We start from the raw sequence: 16344 nt of genomic DNA, 5'->3' as shown, positions 1-16344 counted from the left end.
TGCGGCGTTCAGAAGTCATAATATGTGATGACACCGATTTGATTTCGCAAACTCTCTCTGTCATTCCTGCACTGCGTGTCCATTCCGTCAACCCAAGACCAAGTCGCCAACCACCCGGCGGCGGCGTAACGCGTTCAGCTCCTCTGCGCGCTAACCCTTGTCCTTGTCTTTCTCGTCGCCGTCCTTCTTCTTCTCTTCTTCCAGCGCGACCTTGTCCTTATCCTTCAAGTCACGCGCCAGCGCCCGGTACGGGCCCGTAATAATCGAGTCACCCACCGCCACGCCGTCCATAACTTCCATGTAACGGTCCGCGGCGATTCCGGCTTTGATCATCGTCCACACCGCCTCGCCATTCACATAGCGGAAGATGCCCGTCTCCAGCTCATCCTTCTTGGCAATCTTGGCCGTGTCGAGCGTGCCTGACTTGACCTGCTCCGTGATCTGCCGCGACGATAGCTCCTCGGCTTCTCGCGTCAACGTCACCGCCTCGCCTTCCCCCTTCTTGCGCACCGCCACCGATTGAATCGGAACGGACAGCGCGTCGTTACGGTAATCCGTCTCAATGTCCACCGTCGAAGACATACCCGGCCGCACACCCGGGACGGTGTCTATCAAGACAACGCTGACTTCAAAATTCGTCGCCGAGACTTCCGCCCCGAAATCACCTGATCCCGATGCATTACTCGCCGATTGCGCAATCTCCATCACCAACCCGCGAAAGGTCGTGTCCGGAAACGCGTCTATCTCGATCCGTGCCGTATCGTAAAGACTGACATTGACGATGTCGTTCTCGTCCACGTTCGCCTTCACTTCCATTTTGCTTAAGTCGGCTACGATCAGAATCACGTCCTCTTGAAACTGCGACCCGAGCGTCAGCTCGCCCACCTCTTTGTTCAACGCCGACACCGTGCCGGACATCGGGGCCGACAGCCGCGTCTTGCCCATATTCTCGCGCGCCCGCCGCTCTTCGGCCTGAGCCCGCTCAAGATCCGCTTCCGCTAACTGGGACTGCGCCAGCATCGCGTCCATATCGGCCTGCGAGGACATCCCCCGCGACACAAGCTCAGACACGCGACGATAGTCCGAGTCCGCTTTCAGCTTGCTCGCCTGGGCCGATTTCAAGGCAGATTTCGTCGCGTCGAGAGCCGTGATATACATCTCCGGGTCAAGCTCGACCAGAAAATCCCCCTGCTTCACCACATCGCCCTCTTTCACCGCGAGCTTCGTGATCCGGCCCGGAATTTCCGCTGATAACTTCACTTGGGTCACCGGATCTATCCGGCCTTCCGCTGAAACGGTCGCCACTAATTGACGACGCGCCGCCGTCTCGACGGTTACCGTCGCCGCCGGCTTCTCTTTGCCTTGCTGTTGCTGGTAAGCCACCGCGCCACCCCCCACCACGAGGAGCCCGACGACAATCCAGATAATGCGTTTGGCTTTCTTTGACATGTTGTGCCTAAATACTCATCAAGTTGCAGAACTGCTGCACCTATGCAGGTGCCAAGCGAACCGCCCCGGCGGCTCTGTCTATACGGAGTGACACTTGTGTTGAAATGTTGCATTTCCGCTTCCCCCGTTGGTACCAACCTTGCTCTGGAGTAATCGGATTTTGACCATTTTCGTGACTTAGGAGCGTTTCGCATGACCCCTGCCAAGCCTACACCCGGTGCTGAACTCGTTGAACCCCTACGGCAATTCCTCGAATCTTTCACCCAAGAGCTTACAGAACAACAGTTTATACCTGCCTTCCGGGAGCAGCTCGGGAAGCTCTCCGAGGGGCTCGACAATATACAACAGTCCGGCGAGTCCCTGCAACAAATCGCCCGCGGTGTGGACCGCCTCAAGGAGGTTTTTGCACCCGCTGGCACCAGAATGCTCGAAGGGGTCAAGGAAATCGAGACCCAGATGCGCCAAGGCTCCGAGCAAATGCGCGTCCGGGCCGAAGAAGTCCTGCTGCAGCTCGCCGCCACTCAGCGCGAATTGGAACAGGCCCTCCGTGCAGAGGCCGGTATCGTCGGCGAACAGTCGTCTGCCAGCCGCGAAGCCCTCCAGCGCCTCTCCAGCGATATCGAGGAGCGCCTGCAGGCCTTCTCCTCCCGGCTCGACGGTCTCTGCCGCAAGGCCGAGCAGGAAATTCAGCAGATTAGCCAACTGTCGGCCCGCGTCAGCGACCAGCCGGCCTATGTTGCTACCGCCCCGGCCGTTGAAGCACCCGCCGCCCCGATAGTCTACGCACCCAATACCGACGAGATCGGCCAATTGCTGGCCCGCACCGAGTCCACCGTGACCGAAGAGCTGGCCCGCTATTCCGCCGAACTGCGCGAACTGCTGTCCAACAACACGCGCGATCAGAGTGAACGGATCGCCAAGCTCGACAAGACGATTGATGAGGCGCTCCGCTTGGTCGCGCCCAAAGTTCAGGCGGAACTTGACAGCGCGCTGGCCCGTCTGCGTGATCAGATGGACGCCATGGTGCGCGTCGAGCGCGAACGACCCCGAGTCCAGTCCGAAGAACAACCCGTCGTCGGCGTACCCGTCGCCTTCGACAGCGGCGAATTCACGGCCGCCCTCTCCGGTACCGAAAACCGCCTGCTTCGCGAGTTCGATGACATTCGCAAGTCAAACGTCAACGACCTCTCCGAAATCCAAAAAGGTCTCGCCAACTTCGCGCTCGATCTCTCCGAGATGACCGAAAAGCAGACCGACCGCATCGAACGCGAACAACAAAACGTCAAAGAGCTGCTCGTCCGCCTCGACCGCATGAGCAAAGAGCGCACGCAAGCGCTGCAGGCCGTCGGCCGCCATGTCAACGAGCAAAAGCAGCAGATTGACGGTATCCGTACAGGAACGCTCTCCGCATCCGCGCAGATCGTCCAACAGCTCAATGGCCTGCAAGACTACCTGCATAATCAGGCCCAGGCCGTCAGCCAATCCGTCAACGGACTCTCCGACAACGAAGAGCAGCGGCACTCACAACTCCGCCAACTGATCACCCGCCTGGAAGACCAGAGCGGCAAAGTCACCGAACAGCTCAACGCCGAAGCACGCACCACCCGCGAACGTATTGACTCCGGTCTGGCCGAGCTGCGCAGCCGCTGGGACGGCCGCTTCGAGTTAATCACCCAGAAGACCGACGAGCTGTCCGCGCGCATGGCCGCCGAGTTCGCCGCGCATCTTGGTACCCTTAAACAGGATGTCGAGCACCAGCTCGCCTCGATTACCGAAACGCTGCGCTCCGATCTCGCGCGCTACGACGCCTTCATTCGCGAGCAGAGCAAACAACAGGAAGCGCAATCCCGCGAGCTCAGCGCCGATGTGAGCCGCACCGCCTCGCTGATTGACGACAAACTGTCGAGCTTCCAGTCCCGCAGTGAAGAAAATGAGCGCTTCACCCGCGCCATCGAAACCCACGTCAAAGTCGTCGCCTCCGAAGTGTCGGCGCTGCGCTCGCGAAATCAAGAGTCGCTGGAAATTCTCAAGGAATCCATCCGCGCCAACTACGACGACAACGCCGCCCGCCTCAAGGAAGTCATTGACGGCGGGTACGACCGCTTCCTCGAACAGATCCGCACCGTCCCGCAGGCCATTGAACGCTACTCGAAGTTCCTCGAAACGATGAACCAGAGCAATCAGCTCGCGCTGCAAGGCCTCGCCGGCGACGCCCAGAATCTCGTGACCATGACCTCGGAAATGAAGACCGAGTTCGAGGCCCAAAAGAAGTTTTATCCGCTGCTCAATAAGTCGCTCGACAAGCACGAACAAATGCTTGACGCCATGCGCCGCTCGCAATCCGAATACGAACGCGGACTGGCCGCCCACGGCAAGACGCTCGGCGAGACGCGCGACGAACTGACACGCTTCCTGATTGATTTGCGCGGCGAACTGCGCCGCGTCGAAGGCGCCGAGCAGACAAAGCTCTCAGAACTCAGCCAAATGCTCGATACCACCATCGCCGAACTGGAAAAACTGCAGCGCAACGACCTGCCCGCCTTTCGCCGCGACGTCTTGCAGCTCGTCCAGTCCAAGTTCGAGTTCATCGAAAGCACACAGGCCGAACGCCAAATCGCCTCGCGTGCCGAACTCTCGCTGAAGCTCGACCAGCAGCAAGAGCTGAACCGCAAGAGCTTTAAGCTCCTCGCCACGCTCGTCGGAGTCGGCGTCCTGCTCCAGATTGTCCTGAATACAAATCTGCTGTCGCTGCTGAAGTTCTAACTTCTATTGATGAATCATAAATTCTCACATTCTGCGGGGCATGCCGCGCAGCTGCTGGCCCGGCTCTTCGAACAGGCCGGTCAGGACAGCGGTAGAATCGCCGCGCCGCAACTGCTCGAACTGCTAACGCTTTGCCGCGAAACCGGTCTGCGCGTGCCGCTGCTTGAGGTCTTTGCCAAAGTCGTGGATGAAGCCCCGGTCCTCACCGTCATCGGTGGCGACAGCCAGCTCGTCACCGACCTGGCCCGCTGCGTCGGGCTGCCCGCTGAAATTCAAGACGTCAGCGAAACACCCCTGCTCTGGTGGATTGAACCCGGCGACGAAAAGGTCACGCGCATTCACGTCGGCAGCACCGAACGCGAAATCTCCGACGCCGCTCTGCACGCTTTGCTCAGCAGCCCGCTCCCGCCTGACCGCGTCACGGTCTTGCATCGCGAGGTGGCCTGCGCGTCCCCGTGGCGCTTGGCCTGGCTGCCCGACGCCGAAGCACTCGCATTGCACGCCGGTTGGCCCGCGGTCCTCGAAGCACTCGTCGGCGCGCATGTCCTGGTCGCCGTCGGCGATGAAATGCCACCGCCCTTCCAGTCGTGGATGACACGCCCCGGCATGATCGTCAAGCAATTCGCCGCCACCGAAATCGTCCGCGAAGATGTTCGCCCGCTGCTCTTCAGTCAACTCTGCACTCTGCGCGAAATCAGCTATGAAGAGGTCCAGGCCGTGCACGCCGCTACCTGGCACTTTGTCTTGCCGAGGCTCGTGGATCAGCTCGACAGCCTGCGCCAGCAATATTCGTTGGAAATTGACCGGCAGAATCGCCGCCTGCAAATCACCCGGCAGACTCTTGGGGAATACCGCCGCAATTGGAGCGGTGGATTGCGCAACGAGCTCGACGATTTCTTCAGCAAGAAAACGACCGGCCCGGCGATGGCTGCTTTGCTAGACCCACGCCAACCCGGTCCGCAGTCCAGCACTTACTTGCAGGCCCTGGCCGTGCCCGCGCTGGCCAAGCGGCTCACCGAACTATTCACCGACCGCATGGCCGAATTCGTGCAAGGGCTCGGTGCCCTCGCGGTGCGTGTCGAATTGCGCACGATTTCCCTCAAAGAAATCGAAATGCGCTGGAGTCAGAGCGGCCTCGGCGCCCAAATTGAAGAAGAGCTCGATGCCAAGCGCATCTTCAGCGAAGGCGGCGGCCAGCGCGCCGGACTGGTCGGATCGCTCATGGGCAAAAATGAAGAGATTGCCTCGGCCCGCCGCGCTCAACTCGCCCGCGCCAACAAAATCGTGCAGCAGATCATCGAACAGGACTTCCTCCATTGGTGCGACCGCGTCATGCATGCCGTCGAACAACGCGTCCGCGTGCAAATCTCCGCCGCTCAAGCCAACCAGGGTCTGCCCGACGTCGAGGCGCTCCGCGCCGGGCTCACGGGCATTGACCGGCTCACCGAGATGCTCGAAACCAATCGCGACGGATTGCGCGACGATCCCCCCAAAGTCGCCGCCCAAATCCTCAAAGGATGGTCCCAGCGACGCTGGTTCCGGCGCTTCACTACCGCTACCTGATTCCCGGCCCGCGCAAGCGGGCCGCGTTCATTCCGTCGCTCATCCATCCTTCATCGTTCATCATTCTCCACCGATCTCCCCATCTTCGCCCGCTTGCCCGCTGTTGCTTTTCCGCTCCTTTTTCCCCTTATTTCTTGGTTGTATGCGCCGCCTTTTCTATAAATTCAACCTCCTCGCCGCCCTGCTGCTGTGGACCACCACCGCCGTGGCGCAGTTCACGCTCGATGACTACGAAGCGTGGCAGCGCTACACCGGCTGGCCCATCCGCGTCATCGAGTTTCCCGGCATCCATGCCTTCGCCCGGGCCGACCTGCTCGACATCATGGCCACCGAGAAGCCAACCTGGCTGCGTCGCTACGTTGCCCTCGGCAGTCGCACCACCTTCTATGCCGAAGATTTCGCCGCCGACCTGCTCCGCGTCCGCAATTTCTACCAGCGTGAAGGCTTCCCCGCCGCGCGGGTGACCGGGAGAATTCTCCCCGACGAGCGCAAAGAAGAACTGCGCGCCCTCGTGCAAATCGAAGAAGGCATCCCCCTCGTCCTCCGCCACTGGAGCTTGCAGCTCGCCCAAGGCTCAGCCGCTGGCGTGGATTCAGCCCGTTGGGCCGCGAAACTGCCCATTCGCGAAGGTAAACGGCTGTCGCAGACCGACCTGCATATCGCCGCTGACACGCTCCGCTACCGACTCCGCCTGATCGGTCATGCCCGCGCTGACGTCACCTTCGATACGCTCCTCGTCACGGCCGACTCCGCCGATGTTATCTTCCATCTGAACGCCGGACCCTTCTGCCGCTTTGGCCAGACACACATTACTGGATTGAAACAAGTCGCCGAGGGCACAGCCCGCCGTGAACTCGCCTACCGCGAGTTTGATCCGTATTCCCCCACGCGGCTCGACGAAACCCGCAAACGACTCCTGCGACTCGAAACCTTTCGCATGGTGCGCGCCGATGTCAATCTCGAACAAGAGTCCGACACTCTCGACGTCCTGATTCGCACCGAAGAGGGCAACCGCTACATCGTTCGTACAGGCTCCGGCTACGACACCGAAGAAGGCGTGCACGTCTCCGGTGAACTGAGCGATCTGAATTTCTTCGGCCGCGCCCGTCGTTTCAAAATGGAGACCAAAGCCAGCGACGTCTTCAACGAAACGAAAAAAATTGATCGCAAAGTCGGCTTCTCGCTCTTCTGGCCGCACACTCCGCTCAATAGCACCGACGTCACCATCACCCCGTCGTGGGAATATGAGTTCGATGTCGGAACGATCATTCGCACCACCTCCGCCACCACCCGCCTGTCGGCAGCGCCGCTGCCCAAAGTTGCCCTGTCCGTCGCCAACGAATTCGGACGCCAGGAAGTGCGCGTGGATTCTGCCGGAACAGTCACCAACGTGAGCTCCATTTCCATCGAGACCTTCGCCGTCGGGTGGGACACACGTGACAATCCGCTTGTCCCGCGCCGCGGACAGGTGCTCAGCCTGACGTTGGCTGAATCCGGTCTGCTCTGGGATTTGCCGGATCGCTGGTGGCGCGCTGTCGTCGCAGGCCGCGTGTTGATTCCTGCGAATCGCTTCACAGTCTTCGCCCTTCGCAGTGAGGTCGGGTTCATGGGCACGTTATACGACTCCCCCACGACTCCCATTCAGGAGCGCTTGAAACTCGGCGGAGTTTCCAACATTCGCGGCTGGGGCCGCAACAAAATCGGACCGCGCGCGGAAGAAGATCAATCCGTCGTCGTCGGCGGCAACTACTCCGCCTTCGCTACAGTCGAAGTTCAACGCGATATCTGGGGACCCGTCAGTGCGATTCTCTTCGCTGATGGCGGAAACGTCTGGAATGAATCCGCCCAGGCACGTTTGACCGATCTCTACACGACCGGCGGCGCGGGCCTGCGCTTCCTCACGCTCGTCGGACCCATCCGCGTTGACTTCGGCTATCAGCTCCGCGAGAACCCCTACGGCGAACAGCCGTGGGCCATCCATGTCTTACTCGGATCGGCCTTCTGATGCGGCGCTGGCTCTCACGCATCTTCCTTTGGCCCGTCGCCCTGGTCGGCGCGCTGCTCGCCTCCGGCTTCTTCCTCATTCAACAGGAGCCGGTGCAGCAGTATCTCGCCCAGCGCGCACTCAAAATCGTCAATCGCCAGATCGCCGGCACCGTTTCTGTAGACTACATCACCCTCAAGCTCCACGGCGCTCTCGTCGCGCGCAACCTCGTGATCAAAGACGACGCCGGTGCCGTCGTGCTCACGACCGACCGCGCCCGCGTATGGCTCGCGCCGTGGGATTTGGTCCTCGGTCGCGTGCATGTCTTGAAGGCCGATCTGGAGCACATCCGCGGCCGCATCGTCGTCGACTCGTCCGGCAGCAATCTTCAACGCGCCTTCGCCACGTTGCCCTCGCCCGAGCCGGACACGACCACGCGACCGCTTTGGATTCGTCTCGACCGCCTCACCCTCGGCGTGGATTCACTCGCTGTCCGACTTGGCGACGCTTTCAGCACAACGTTCACCAATCATACGCTGACCGGTGACGCTGCCCTCACTGATTCGATCATCACCTACGATTGCAATATCGCGCAAGCCGGCAATTTCTCATTCGCCAGCAATGCCGTCGTCCGACCGTATTCCGATACGCTCTGGGCGGGAGCTGCTGTCTTTAACGGAACATCCGCCTATGTCGCCGGGCAATGGGCGCCGGCGTTTCCCGCGCTCGGCAGTCTTACGCTCGACCTGCATGGCCATGTCCAGCGCCGCGACCTCACCGCAATCTTTGCCGCCTCCGCCGAACACGTGGGTCAATTGAAAGGCGACGTCGAGATTGAGAACTACGCCGACTCCGCCCGCGTTTCGCTCGGCGTCAGCTTCACCAATCTTGTGTTGTCCTACTGGCTCGGCGATTCCGTCGCGCACGCCTTCAATGGCCGCGCCGCGCTCACCAAATCACCGTCGTCCGCGTGGAGTCACGACTGGAGAGGCCGGATTGAACTCGACAGCGCCTTCTACGGCGCCGTCGAAATCGCTGCCGACGTTGAAGCCGAGCTCTACGAAAACGCCGCCGCACTTGCCGGTGAGATTCGCACCAACTCCGGCGCGTTCAACGTCCGGCTGCGCAGCGACGGTCTGAATCCCGATTCGCTCTATCTATACGGCCGCGCCACGCTCGCCGCAGCGGATCTCCATGCCTTCGTCCCGCAAGTCCCTGATTCGCTGTCGCCTCTCTCCGGTCAAACGGAGTTTGAACTATACCGCGAACCCGGCGCCGAACAGATCGTTGACGCCACACTCGTGCTCGGACCTGTGACGCTGGGCCGTTACGATCTTGATAGCCTTGCCTTCCACGCGCGCATCGAGGGTACACACTTCAAACTCGACTCCACGCGCCTCCGCCTCGGTTCCGCCTCCGCCTTGCTCTTCGCGCGCGGCGACTACACTGAGTCTATCACCACTGAATTCACCGCGAGCATTCCCCAAGTCGCTGACTTTCGCGATCTGCTGAGGCCCTATCTCCCGCAAGTGGATTCCATTTCCGCCGACGCCGAACTCGATGTCGTCGCTGCCGTGACGCTCACCGACTCCACACCCGTTATCGGCGCGCGCGGCACGCTGATCAGCCAACGCGCGGCCTACGGCGGCATTGTCGCCCACAACCTAACGGCCCGCTGCGACACGCTCGATACCGCCGCCGAACAGCTTCGCCTGAATTTGCTCTGCGACTCAGTGCGCGCCTTCAACGAAACCATCACGCCCCTGTCGCTGTCCCTCGCCGGCTCGTGGGCCGCGCCTGCCTTCACCTGCGCACTGGCCGCGAGGCAGGATACGTTTAAGATCGCGGCCGCGGGCGCGCTCGACTACAGCTCAACGCCGCTCGTGCTCACTGTGGACGAGCTTGCGCTCACGACCTACAACACGGTCTGGCACAACGACTATCCGATTGAAGCGACCTTCGACAGCCTGCACTATGAAATTGCCGCGCTCGTGCTGCGCTCGGACTACGGCGTCCTTCGCGCGACAGGCTATCTCGAAAATCCCGGTGTGCAAGACCTCGCCCTCGAATTCTCCGGACTGCGCACAAGCCAACTTGCACCGATCTTGCGCACGACCTTGCCCGATGGCGATCTGAACCTGCGTGTGCAGATTACCGGTCCCGATAGCGCCGTCGCCGGACGACTCGAACTCCTGCTCGACAGCCTCACCTTCGAAGATGCGCCACTCGCCGATCGCATCACGTTGATCGCCGACCTCACCGAATCCGGTTTCCTGACCGCCACCGCGTCCTATCTGTGGTATAACGATACCACGCTGACGGCCACCGCCGCGCTGCCCGCGCGCTTCTCAATGCAGCTGGGGCTGATCGTGCCCTCCGGTGAACTGCTGGCCGGCAAACTGCTGATGGATTCGCTCGATCTCGATCGCCTGCGCCCGTGGCTCTCGCCCGGCACGCTGCTGGATGGCTACCTCTCCGCCGATCTCCAACTGTCCGGCAGCGTCAGCCAACCTGATTGGAGCGGCGATGTGCATCTTGTGGACGGCTTCTACCGCGACACTCGCTTCGGAATCGCCTACAAGTGGATCGTACTCGATGCCGACCTGCGGCGCGATTCGCTGATCATTCACTCGCTCCGCGCCACCAGTCGCGGCACCATGACCGGGTCGGGCTTCGCGCGCCTCGGCGTCCCTTGGCCGCAAGAACTCAGCCTCAATCTCGCCTTCGACAAATTTGAAGCCGTTAACTCGCGCATTCAGCAAGCCCGACTCGACGGCGATATCCGGCTGACCGGACCGTTCGATTCGCTGACGGCCGAAGGTAGACTCACCGTCGAAGAAGGTCAATACCGACTCACGCAATCGGCCACGAAGACCATTGAAACCGTTAACCTCGACAGTGTGCTCGCCGATCTGCGCGGCGATTCCCTCGAAGCAGGCTTCAATGCCGACGCCTTCTACTCTTCGTTGTCCCATGACCTGACCATCGTCATCCCCGGTAACTTCTGGATTCGCGGCGCCGGATTGAACCTCGAACTCGCCGGCCAACTGCGCATCCAAAAGAACCATTACGCCGAGCCCACGGCTAACGGCGAAATCGCCATCCGCAAAGGCACCGTCAAATTCTACGGACAGGAATTGCGCATCGCCGAAAACTCCACCGTGCGCTTCGACGGACCCGCCGACAGTCCCGAGCTCAATATCTCCGCTATCTACAGCGGCGTTGAACGCGAACGATCCTACGAAGTCACCGTCGCTCTGACCGGAACTCCTGATCACTCGCTCGCCGAATTCAGCGGTAAATACGGCGACGGACAAGCGATGTCCAGCGACGAGGCCATTCAAAAACTCCTGCCCTTCGCAGGTTCCGGCGAAGGCGGCTTCAGCGCCGAACAATCCGTCATTGACGCGGCCAGCGGACAGGTCTCCGACATCGTCGGCAAAGCCTCCGGCCTCGATGTCTTCGAATTCCGCCCCGGACCCGGCGGTCTGAACGATCTGTCCAGCGGCCAGCTCGAACTCGGCACATACGTCACCGACCGCCTCTTCATTCGCGTCTTTCAGCCAATTGAAGATCCCCGCTCCGGACAGAAAGTGTCCATTGACTACCGGCTGCTCGATTGGATGAAGCTGACCGCGGAGCAGGAATCACGCGAACGCAGTTCATCCAGCAGCTCGTTCACTGTCTACCTGCAATTCGAGTGGCGCTAATGTTCATTCTGATTTGGTTACTCTGCGCCGTGCCGCTCTTCGCGCAACCCGCTCCCGCCAAAGTGCAGGTCGCCGAAATCACTCTCATCGGCAATCAGCTGACTCGCCCTTGGGTAATCGAACGTGAGTTACGATTCGATGTTGAAGACAGCGTAACCGCCGCCGATCTCGAGGCCGCGCGCTTGCGCCTGCTCTCGCTTGGACTGTTCAACAACGTCCGCGTGGACCACGATAACGAAGGCGTGATCACCGTGCAGGTCTCTGAACAGTTTCGGTTTATTCCCATTCTCGGCGCCAGTCCCATGGAGGGTTCACTCAACGATGCGCTGCGCGAACCCGACCGCATCATGGACATCATCGTCTTCACCGCCGGATTCGCCGACATCAACTTCCGCGGTCATGGCGCCGCGCTCGGCGTGCTCACCGAATTCGGCGCGCGCTCAGGTGTGAATCTCGAATATCAAACCCGCTGGCTCTCGCCGCGTCGGCCCCTGGCCGTCAGTGTGGGTGTTCGTTCGCTCGACCTCTCCGACCGCCACGCTTCCGTGCTCGGCTTCGACCGCCGCCTCAAACAGCGCCGTGCTTTCATTGATGTCGCAACGCGCCGCGGAGCGCCGTCGCGACTCGGGCTGAACCTGCGCTATGACCACGTCAGCGAAAGCGCCGAACGCCCCGCCACGGGCGATACGCATCAAGCCCTGTGGTTCGCTCCCTACGCGATCCTCGACCGGCGCAATCTCGAATGGTATCCCACCCATGGCCTGTTCGCGCGCGCCGATCTCGAATCGGCGTTCGGCACCACCACCTTTCTGCGTTCACGCGCCACGCTCGCAACCTACGCTCCTTTAACCGACGGCTCGCGGCCGCTGCTCATTGCCGCGCGCTGCTATGGCGGCACGGCCCAATCCAACACACCGCCGTGGGCCCGCTACTACTTCGGCTTCGCTGATAATTTCCGTGGCTATTCCAGCGTCAAATCGGAAGCCGCAAACTACTTGAGCGGCGAACTCGAAGTGCGCTTTCCGGTCACTCGCGAAATCACGTACGACGTCCCGCTCGTCGGGCGCTATGGCCAGGATATCCCCTTCTGGATCGGCGGAGCCGTGTTCGCGGAACGAGCGCACACACAACTCGACGGCGCACGCACGGACCTGTTCGCCTACGGCGCCGCTCTGCATGTGAGGTTTCCCTATGTGCAGGTCTTCGAGGTCAGTTACGCACGCAACCTCGACAACGAATCCGAAGTCGTGTTCGCCACCGGAGTGAGATTCTAATCATGTACGAACTGCTACGGCCCCTGCTCTTCAGCGGCGATCCCGAACGTATCCATGATCGTGTGCTCGCCGCACTCGAAAGCGTCGGCCATTTCGCTCCGGGCCGCGCTCTCTTGCGTGCGCTGGCCGGTTCAAGCGCAGCCCGGCCCGTCACCACGATGGGCTTGAACTTCCCGCATCCGCTCGGACTGGCCGCCGGCTTCGACAAAGACGCGCGCGCCATCCCCGCACTGTGCGCGCTGAATTTCGCCTTCATCGAAATCGGAACCGTCACGCCGCGGCCTCAACCCGGCAATCCCAAGCCGCGGATGTGGCGCTATCCCGAAGCTGCGGCGCTCGTCAATGCCTTAGGCTTTCCCGGCGATGGAATGCACGCCGTCAAACAACGTCTCGAAACGCTCCGCGCCGCGCAGCTCAGCACCCGCCCAATTGGAATTAATCTCGGCAAGAACGCCGCGACGCCGATCGAGAATGCCCTCGACGACTACGCCGACGTGCTGTCCGAGTTACTCGACCACGGCGACTACTTCGTCGTCAACGTTTCCTCACCGAACACCGTCGGACTGCGCACTCTGCAAGAGCCTGACAGCTTGCGCCAACTCCTCGCACCGCTACTGGCTATCACCGGCGGCAAGAAACCGCTCCTGTTAAAGATCGCGCCCGATCTCACCGACGAAGATGTGCGCACTGCGGCGCAGGTCGTCACCGAGCTCGGACTGGCCGGCATCGTCTGCGCCAACACCTCCATACGCCGCAATCTCGTTCCGCGCGCGGCCTCACTTGATCGCGGCGGCCTGTCCGGCGCGCCAATCTTCGACCGCATGCACGAGTGCCTGAAAATCGTTCGCGCAGAATTATCGCCGCAGGCGACCGTGATTGCCGTAGGCGGTATCTCCTCGCCCACGCAACTCAATCAGGCGCTTGCCGCTGGAGCCGATCTCGCGCAAATTTATACGGCCTTCATCTATCGCGGTCCGCGCGTCATTGCCAAGCTCCTGAGGTAAGCATGCGCTGGCTATTCATTCTCCTATTCATTGCCGCGGCCTGCAATCGTCCCGACCACTCGCAGCCCGGCGTTCAGTCCGTGCCCGCTTCGTCCCGCGACGACTCGCTCTTTCTCGCCGACGATTTCGCCGAGCTCGGTTGGGATCAATATTCCTATGAGGACTTTGATTCCGGCCTCGTCTGGTTTGATTCCGCGCTCAAGTATAACCCCGACCACTCGCAAGCATGGCATGGTCGCGCACTAATGCTCGAGAAACTCGACCGCGACCCCGAAGCCCTCGTCGCCTATCGTAATGCCGAGCGCCTCGATCCGCAAAACAGACAGGCCATCTGGCACTTTGGCTGCCACCTCGCCCGCGCCGGCGAAAAAGAACTCGCTCTAAACCAATTGCGCAAAGTCATCGCGCTCGATTCCAGCTACGCCATCGGCGTCCGCACCGAAGATTGCTGGACGTCCCTCTGGCACGACCTCGATTTCCTTGAAGTCGTCGGCGTGATCGAAAAGTAACGACCGCCGCTGTAATGACAAAAGCCCCCGGCATCACGCCGGGGGCTTTGTATTTCCAATCGTCCGCAAGAAATTAGTCCTGGCTTGAGCGGCGCGGCTTCTCTTTGCCCGCGTTGTCGCGCGCGTCCTGCTCCGCCAACAGCACTTCAAGCTCATCTACCAGACGCGAAAACGTCCGCATCGCCGCTTCAATCGGCGCCGGACTCGACATATCCACGCCCGCACCGTTCAGCAACTCCAGCGGGTACTTCGACGAGCCGCCCTTGAGGAAGCCGAGGTAGTCGTTCAACTCCTGCTCGCCGCCATTCTCCACGCGATCCGCCAGCGCCAGCGCCGCCGCCATGGACGTCGCATACTTGTACACGTAGAAGTTCGAATAGAAGTGCGGAATCCGCAGCCACGTGTAGCCGTACTGTTCGTCAATCGTCACCTCGGGCGAATAGTAGGATTCCAGAATGCCGCGATAGAGCTCTGCCAGCGACTCCGCCGTCAACGGCTCCCCGCGCTCGTACATCCGGTGCATCTCCAACTCAAACTCCGCGAACAGCGTCTGCCGAATGATCGTCCCATGAATGTTGTCCAGGAACTGATTCACATAGACCAGCTTCTTCTCAGGATCCGTCTCCGTCGCCAGCATATGGTCTATCAGCAGCGCCTCATTGAACGTCGAAGCCACTTCCGCGACGAAGATCGCGTAGTCCGCGTAAATCTGCGGCTGGTTCCCGTACGTCAAGTACGTGTGCATCGTGTGCCCCAGCTCGTGCGCGTTCGTGAACACGTCGTCCAGAGTGCCGTGATAGTTCAACAGCATGTACGGATGACTGCGATAGCTGCCCCACGAATACGCGCCGCTGCGCTTGGCTTCAGTCTCGTAAACATCCACCCAACGGTTGCTGAAAATCTTGTCCACGCCGGCCATGTAGTCCGGACCCAGCGGCTGCAGCGCCGCCTTGATCGTCGTGATGCCGTCTTCGTACTCCCAGTGCGGCGCCTCACCCACGATCGGCGCGCTGTAGTCGTACATGTGCAATTCCTTCAGATCCAGCGTCTCACGGCGCAGCCGCGAGTACTTGTGCAGCGGCTCCAAATTCGCCTTTACCGTCGAAATTAAATTCAGATACACCGTCGTGTCAACGTTGTCGTTGTCAACCGCCATGTGCAGCGCCGAATTGTAACCGCGCGCACGCGCTTGAAATACTTCCGCAGCCACGTTTGCGCCCATCAGCGAAGCAAATGTGTTCTTGTACTGCATGTATTCATTGTGCAGCGCCATCGCCGCATCGCGCCGAACCTGCGGCTTATCCGACTCAAGCAGCGCCCGGTAGCGACCCTCCGACAACCGAACCATCTTGCCGTCGTCACCCTTGATCTCCGGAAATTCAATGTCCGTGTTGCGCAGAGCTTCCGCCGCCGACTCCGACAGGTTGATCATCTCGCCCGTCATGGACATCAGCATCTCTTCTTCCGTCGAAAGCGTGTGCGCCTTCTGCCGCAGTTCGTTGTCTATGAACTGACGATAAAGGTCCAGACCCGGCACACTCTTGTACCACTTCTCAAGCGTCGCCACCGGAATCGTCGTCAGCTCCGGAGAAAACCACGAATTCGCCGAACCCCACTTCGAACCCAAGACATCCGCGCGGTCACGCAGCTCGATATTCTCAGATACCCGCGTGTCCAAATGGTGCGACATGTTCGCGTACGTGTACAAATTCTCATTGTGGCCGCCGATCTCAACGGCCAGATCCAGATACGCCTTCAAATCCTTGCCCGTCTTCGAAACCTTCCCCTTAAAGGCTTCCAGTTCCGGAATCTTGCTCTCCACAAACTTGTAGTCCGCTTCCCATGCCTCGGTGTTCGCATACATTGCCGACAAGTCCCACTTGTACTTGTCTTCAATCTCCGAACGTTGCGGCATATCTGCCGCAGATGCTGCCCATACCCCGGCCATCAGCGTGACCATCACCCCGGAAACCCTGCGAATCCATTGCTTCATGCGTACGCGCTCCTCAACGGGAAAGTGTTTGTTTGCCAGTCCGAGACCCGACTGCTACATATTGTGAGACTGCATTCTAACCCCTTTGTGGCAGA

Annotated in this window: 9 protein-coding genes; 7 read left to right on the top strand and 2 right to left on the bottom strand. The window is 60.6% G+C overall.

Annotated elements, in window-relative coordinates; genetic code table 11:
• Window positions 1–150 precede the first annotated feature (150 nt).
• Window positions 151–1449, bottom strand: coding sequence for an efflux RND transporter periplasmic adaptor subunit (locus IPH10_04790; GenBank protein MBK6910234.1), 1299 nt, complete (start codon window positions 1447–1449; stop codon window positions 151–153).
• Between the two features lie 192 nt (window positions 1450–1641).
• Between IPH10_04790 and IPH10_04785 the strand changes: the two genes are divergently transcribed.
• The 7 genes from IPH10_04785 (at window position 1642) to IPH10_04755 (ending at window position 14256) form a co-directional block, all read left to right on the top strand.
• Window positions 1642–4212 (top strand): hypothetical protein, encoded by a 2571-nt coding sequence (locus IPH10_04785; GenBank protein ID MBK6910233.1) that lies wholly within the window; start codon window positions 1642–1644, stop codon window positions 4210–4212.
• 9 nt (window positions 4213–4221) lie between these two features.
• A complete protein-coding gene (locus IPH10_04780; protein MBK6910232.1) occupies window positions 4222–5775 on the top strand; it encodes a hypothetical protein in 1554 nt (517 codons plus the stop codon).
• A gap of 142 nt (window positions 5776–5917) precedes the next feature.
• Window positions 5918–7780: a BamA/TamA family outer membrane protein gene (locus IPH10_04775; protein ID MBK6910231.1), complete on the top strand. Its 1863-nt coding sequence runs from the start codon at window positions 5918–5920 to the stop codon at window positions 7778–7780.
• Window positions 7780–11469: a translocation/assembly module TamB gene (locus IPH10_04770; protein ID MBK6910230.1), complete on the top strand. Its 3690-nt coding sequence runs from the start codon at window positions 7780–7782 to the stop codon at window positions 11467–11469. The genes IPH10_04775 and IPH10_04770 overlap by 1 nt, the downstream gene beginning before the upstream one ends.
• A complete protein-coding gene (locus IPH10_04765) occupies window positions 11469–12743 on the top strand; it encodes a BamA/TamA family outer membrane protein (GenBank protein MBK6910229.1) in 1275 nt (424 codons plus the stop codon). The genes IPH10_04770 and IPH10_04765 overlap by 1 nt, the downstream gene beginning before the upstream one ends.
• A gap of 2 nt (window positions 12744–12745) precedes the next feature.
• Window positions 12746–13747: a quinone-dependent dihydroorotate dehydrogenase gene (locus IPH10_04760; protein ID MBK6910228.1), complete on the top strand. Its 1002-nt coding sequence runs from the start codon at window positions 12746–12748 to the stop codon at window positions 13745–13747.
• Between the two features lie 2 nt (window positions 13748–13749).
• Window positions 13750–14256 (top strand): hypothetical protein, encoded by a 507-nt coding sequence (locus tag IPH10_04755; protein MBK6910227.1) that lies wholly within the window; start codon window positions 13750–13752, stop codon window positions 14254–14256.
• A gap of 73 nt (window positions 14257–14329) precedes the next feature.
• On the opposite strand, the gene pepF is transcribed toward IPH10_04755, so the two are convergent.
• Window positions 14330–16249, bottom strand: coding sequence for an oligoendopeptidase F (gene pepF, locus IPH10_04750; GenBank protein MBK6910226.1), 1920 nt, complete (start codon window positions 16247–16249; stop codon window positions 14330–14332).
• Window positions 16250–16344: the final 95 nt, after the last annotated feature.

This window comes from bacterium, assembly GCA_016702305.1.
In the GTDB taxonomy this organism is placed as follows: domain Bacteria; phylum Electryoneota; class RPQS01; order RPQS01; family RPQS01; genus JABWCQ01.
Note: the sequence above shows the minus strand (reverse complement) of the source record. Positions and strands in the feature narration are given on the sequence as shown.

Excerpts from the sequence above, each read along its gene's own strand:
- IPH10_04775 (MBK6910231.1), top strand. The coding sequence starts at position 5,918 with ATGCGCCGCCTTTTCTATAAATTCAACCTCCTCGCCGCCCTGCTGCTG.
- IPH10_04790 (MBK6910234.1), bottom strand. The coding sequence starts at position 1,449 with ATGTCAAAGAAAGCCAAACGCATTATCTGGATTGTCGTCGGGCTCCTC.
- IPH10_04760 (MBK6910228.1), top strand. The coding sequence starts at position 12,746 with ATGTACGAACTGCTACGGCCCCTGCTCTTCAGCGGCGATCCCGAACGT.
- IPH10_04770 (MBK6910230.1), top strand. The coding sequence starts at position 7,780 with ATGCGGCGCTGGCTCTCACGCATCTTCCTTTGGCCCGTCGCCCTGGTC.
- IPH10_04755 (MBK6910227.1), top strand. The coding sequence starts at position 13,750 with ATGCGCTGGCTATTCATTCTCCTATTCATTGCCGCGGCCTGCAATCGT.
- IPH10_04785 (MBK6910233.1), top strand. The coding sequence starts at position 1,642 with ATGACCCCTGCCAAGCCTACACCCGGTGCTGAACTCGTTGAACCCCTA.
- IPH10_04765 (MBK6910229.1), top strand. The coding sequence starts at position 11,469 with ATGTTCATTCTGATTTGGTTACTCTGCGCCGTGCCGCTCTTCGCGCAA.
- IPH10_04780 (MBK6910232.1), top strand. The coding sequence starts at position 4,222 with ATGAATCATAAATTCTCACATTCTGCGGGGCATGCCGCGCAGCTGCTG.
- pepF (MBK6910226.1), bottom strand. The coding sequence starts at position 16,249 with ATGAAGCAATGGATTCGCAGGGTTTCCGGGGTGATGGTCACGCTGATG.